This is a genomic window from Microbacterium sp. HMWF026, from assembly GCF_003061325.1.
Taxonomy (GTDB): Bacteria; Actinomycetota; Actinomycetes; order Actinomycetales; family Microbacteriaceae; genus Microbacterium; species Microbacterium testaceum_E.
Genome location: NZ_QAJB01000002.1, coordinates 1 through 3,892 on the forward strand (window position 1 = coordinate 1; position 3,892 = coordinate 3,892).

The following is a 3,892-nucleotide window of genomic DNA, read 5'->3' on the forward strand; positions in this document are numbered from 1 at the left end:
CTAGGAACCCGCCGCGGCGGGTGGGCGGGGGTTGCGGATGCCGGGCCACGGGGTTAGCGCGGGCTTCTGCGGCGACCCCGTGCTGCTCCGGAGCCCACCCGCGCGCGCAGGCGTAGCATGGAGCGCATGTCCGGAGAACCCACGACCGACACCGCGAGCGCGGCCCGGCCTCTCATCACCCTGCTGAACGCTCCCGTTGTCGACACCGACGACGACACGCGCCCCGCCTCGCAGTGCTGCGGCGGCGGTTCCTGCTCTCTCTGACGGGTCGACTCTCGTCGGTCCGCCGGCGGCGGAGCCGGGACGGCCGCGCCGCCCCGGCGCCGCGTCAGTGGGCGACGACGGGCGCGTCGTTCTCTTCGTTCTCGGCCGGCTTGCGCACGAAGCACGAGAGCACGACCGCCGCGGTCGCGATGATCGCGCCGACGAGGAACGAGACGTGCACGCCCGAGGCGATGGCACTGGCCTGGTCGGCGCCCTCGGCGAGGGCGGAGCTCGAGAAGACCGTCATGATCGCCACGAAACCGGCGGTGCCCGCAGCTCCGGCGACCTGCTGGGCGGTGCCGACGACCGCGCTGCCGTGCGAGTACAGGCGGCGGGGCAGTGAACCCAGCGCCGAGGTCATGAGCGGAGTGAAGACGAGACCCAGCCCGAGGTTGAGCGCCAGGTAGACCGTCACGATCCACCAGATGGGCGTGCCCTGGCCGAAGGTCAGCGCCATCGTCCACAGCACGGCGGCGGCGATGAGCATGCCCGGGATGACGAGGGGCGTCGGGCCGAAGCGGTCGAACAGTCGTCCCACGATCGGGGCCATGACGCCCATCAGCACGCCACCCGGCAGCAGCATGAGCCCCACCGTGAGGCTGCTGAGCCCCAGTGCCTGCTGCAGGAAGATCGGCAGCAGGATCAGCGAGCCGAACAGCGCCGCCATCACGATCGCCACCAGCGGGACGGCAAGACGGAACGACGGGCTGCGAAAGACCCGCAGGTCGAGCAGTGCCGCGTCCGCGCGCTGCAGACGCAGCTGTCTGATCACGAAGACCGTCACGAAGACGACGCCGACCGCGAGGGGGATCCACACCGGAACCGAGGCGTGCCCCGAGGCGGACTCGCCGATCGCGCTGAGGCCGAAGACCAGACCGCCGAAGCCGAGCGCCGAGAGGACGACCGAGAGCTTGTCGAACCGCGCGTCGGGGCGGGTCTGGGTGACGTTGCGCACCCAGCGCGCACCGAGAGCGATCGCCACCAGGGCGATGGGCAGGATCAGCCAGAAGATGGCGTGCCAGGTGAGAGCCGACAGGATCAGGCCCGAGACCGTGGGGCCCACGGCGGGGGCGACGGCGATCACGATGGTCACGACGCCCATCACACGCCCGCGCTTGTTGGCCGGGACCAGGTTGAGCACCGTGGTGAACAGCAGCGGCATCATGACGCCCGTGCCCATCGCCTGAATGATGCGGCCGGTCAGCAGGATGCCGAACGCCGGCGCGACCGCGGCGATCAGGGTACCCAGCGCGAAGACGCCCATCGCGGCGAAGAAGACCGCACGGATCGGGAACCGTTCGAGCAGGAAGCCGGTGAGCGGGATGACGACCGCCATCGTCAGCAGGAACGCCGAGGTGAGCCACTGACCGGTGGCGGCGCTCACGCCGAAGTCGGCCATGATCGCCGGGAGCGCGACCGACATCGTCGTCTCGTTGAGGATGACGACGAAAGCCGCGACCACGAGCAGGGCGATGACGGGGCCCGGACGGGGCGGCGTCGCCGCGGACGACGTGTCGGCGCGGGATCGGGAGACGGGGATGGTGCCGGTGGCGGCCATGACGAGGTCCTGTTCGTGCGGGGGGCTTCGGTGGTGCCGCGGAGGCGACTGCGAGGAAGACAACGGCGGGTGTTCCCGTGCTATTCCACCGTCGAGGAGAAGTCCTCGGCGGGCGCTGCGAGCCTAGCGGGCACCTCCGACACTGCCCGCCCCCGAGCCGGTGTCGGTGGGCGGACGTAGGCTGGCCCGCATGAGCATGCACGGAGGCGGCGGAAGCATGTTCCGCGGAGTGGATGCCGACATGCAGCGTCGGCGCAATGCGCAGGCGCCGCGCGTGCCGAACCTCTGGCATCGGGTCGTCGAGCTGTTCCGGCCCTACCGTTGGCGGATCGCGTTCACGGCGCTGCTGGTGGTCGTCGGGGCGGCGGTCGCCGTCATCCCTCCCCTTCTCGTGCAGCGCATCTTCGACGACGCGCTCTTCCCGATCGACGGCTCGAGCCCCGACCTGCGGCTGCTCGCCGTGCTGGTGAGCGTGATGATCGGACTGTTCCTAATGTCGGCGGGTCTGAACGTCGGGCAGACGTGGCTCACCGCGACCGTCGGCAACCGGGTCACCGGAGACCTGCGCACCCGGCTCTTCGAGCACCTCCAGGCGATGGAGCTCGGCTTCTTCACGCGCACCAAGACCGGCGTCATCCAATCCCGCCTGCAGAACGACGTCGGCGGGGTGTCGGGCGTTCTCACCAACACCGTCACCAGCATCCTCGGCAACGCCGTGACCGTGCTCGCGTCGCTCGTGGCGATGATCCTGATCGACTGGCGCTTGACCCTGATCGCGGTCGCGCTCATGCCGTTCCTCATCTTCGTGCAGCGTCGCGTGGGGCAGGTGCGTGCGCGCATCGCCGGAGAGACGCAGGAGTCGCTGTCGGAGCTGTCGGCGATCACGCAAGAGACGCTGAGCGTCTCCGGCATCCTGCTCTCGAAATCGTTCAACCGACAGCGCACCGAGTCCGCCCGCTTCGACGCCGAGAACGACAACCAGGTGCGGCTGCAGGTGCGGCGAGCGATGAGCGGCCAGGGCTTCTTCGCCGTGGTGCAGGTCATCATGTCGAGCGTGCCGGCGGTCATCTACCTGGTGTCGGGGTATCTGATCGGCGGGGGAGCGGGGGCGATCACCGCGGGGACGATCGTCGCCTTCACGACCGTCCAGGCGCGCCTGCTCATGCCCCTCATGGGTCTGATGCGCGTCGCTCTGGACGTGCAGACGTCGTCGGCGCTGTTCGCGCGCATCTTCGAGTACGTCGACCTGCGTCCCGCGATCGTCGACGCGCCCGATGCGATCCCGGTGGCGTCGGCACCCGGGCCGCTCGGGCGCATCGAGTTCCGCGACGTGCGGTTCCGTTATCCCGATGCCCCGGCGCAGGCGCGGCCGACCCTCGACGGGGTGTCCTTCGCCGTCGAGCCCGGTCAGCACGTCGCGTTCGTCGGGCCGTCCGGCGCAGGAAAGACGACCATCCTGTACCTGACGCCGCGCATGTACGAGGCGAGCGGCGGGTCGGTGATGTTCTCGGGCGCCGACGTGCGCTCCCTCGAGCAGGCGTCGATCATCGACGAGATCGGCATCGTCTCCCAAGAGACGTACCTGTTCCACGCCACCGTCCGCGAGAACCTCCGCTACGCCCGTCCCGACGCGACCGACGACGAGATCGAAGCGGCGTGTCGGGCGGCCAACATCCACCACGTCATCGCCGGCTTCGAGGACGGCTACGACACGGTGGTCGGCGAACGCGGTTACCGCCTGTCGGGCGGCGAGAAGCAGCGCATCGCGATCGCCCGCGTGCTGCTGAAGGACCCGCCCGTCCTGCTGCTCGACGAGGCCACGAGCGCGCTCGACACCGTGTCGGAACGCATCGTGCAAGAGGCCCTCGAGACCGCCTCGCACGGGCGCACCACGCTGTCGATCGCCCACCGGCTGTCGACGGTGATCGGCGCCGATCGCATTCATGTGGTGGATGCCGGCCGCATCGTCGAATCGGGTACCCACGCCGAACTGCTCGCCGAGGGCGGCCTCTACGCCAGCCTGGCCGCCGAGCAGCTCGCCGCGTCGTTCGTGCTCGCCGAGGAACAGCG

3 protein-coding genes are annotated in these 3,892 nt (G+C 70.0%); 2 read left to right on the top strand and 1 reads right to left on the bottom strand.

Annotated elements, in window-relative coordinates; translation table 11 throughout:
- Positions 1-126: 126 nt before the first annotated feature.
- Positions 127-264, top strand: a complete 138-nt coding sequence (locus DBR36_RS17435) for a hypothetical protein (protein WP_181373413.1) — start codon at positions 127-129, stop codon at positions 262-264.
- Between the two features lie 64 nt (positions 265-328).
- On the opposite strand, the gene DBR36_RS00040 is transcribed toward DBR36_RS17435, so the two are convergent.
- On the bottom strand, positions 329-1,822 hold the full coding sequence (locus DBR36_RS00040; RefSeq protein WP_108317004.1) for an MDR family MFS transporter: 1,494 nt from the start codon (positions 1,820-1,822) through the stop codon (positions 329-331).
- A 190-nt stretch (positions 1,823-2,012) separates the two neighbouring features.
- Here DBR36_RS00040 and DBR36_RS00045 point away from each other — a divergent pair.
- On the top strand, positions 2,013-3,892 hold a 1,880-nt coding region (locus DBR36_RS00045), incomplete at its 3' end, for an ABC transporter ATP-binding protein (RefSeq protein ID WP_108317005.1).

Bases quoted from the DNA above. Each gene is read 5' to 3' on its own strand.
- DBR36_RS00040 (WP_108317004.1), bottom strand. From the start codon at position 1,822: ATGGCCGCCACCGGCACCATCCCCGTCTCCCGATCCCGCGCCGACACG.
- DBR36_RS17435 (WP_181373413.1), top strand. From the start codon at position 127: ATGTCCGGAGAACCCACGACCGACACCGCGAGCGCGGCCCGGCCTCTC.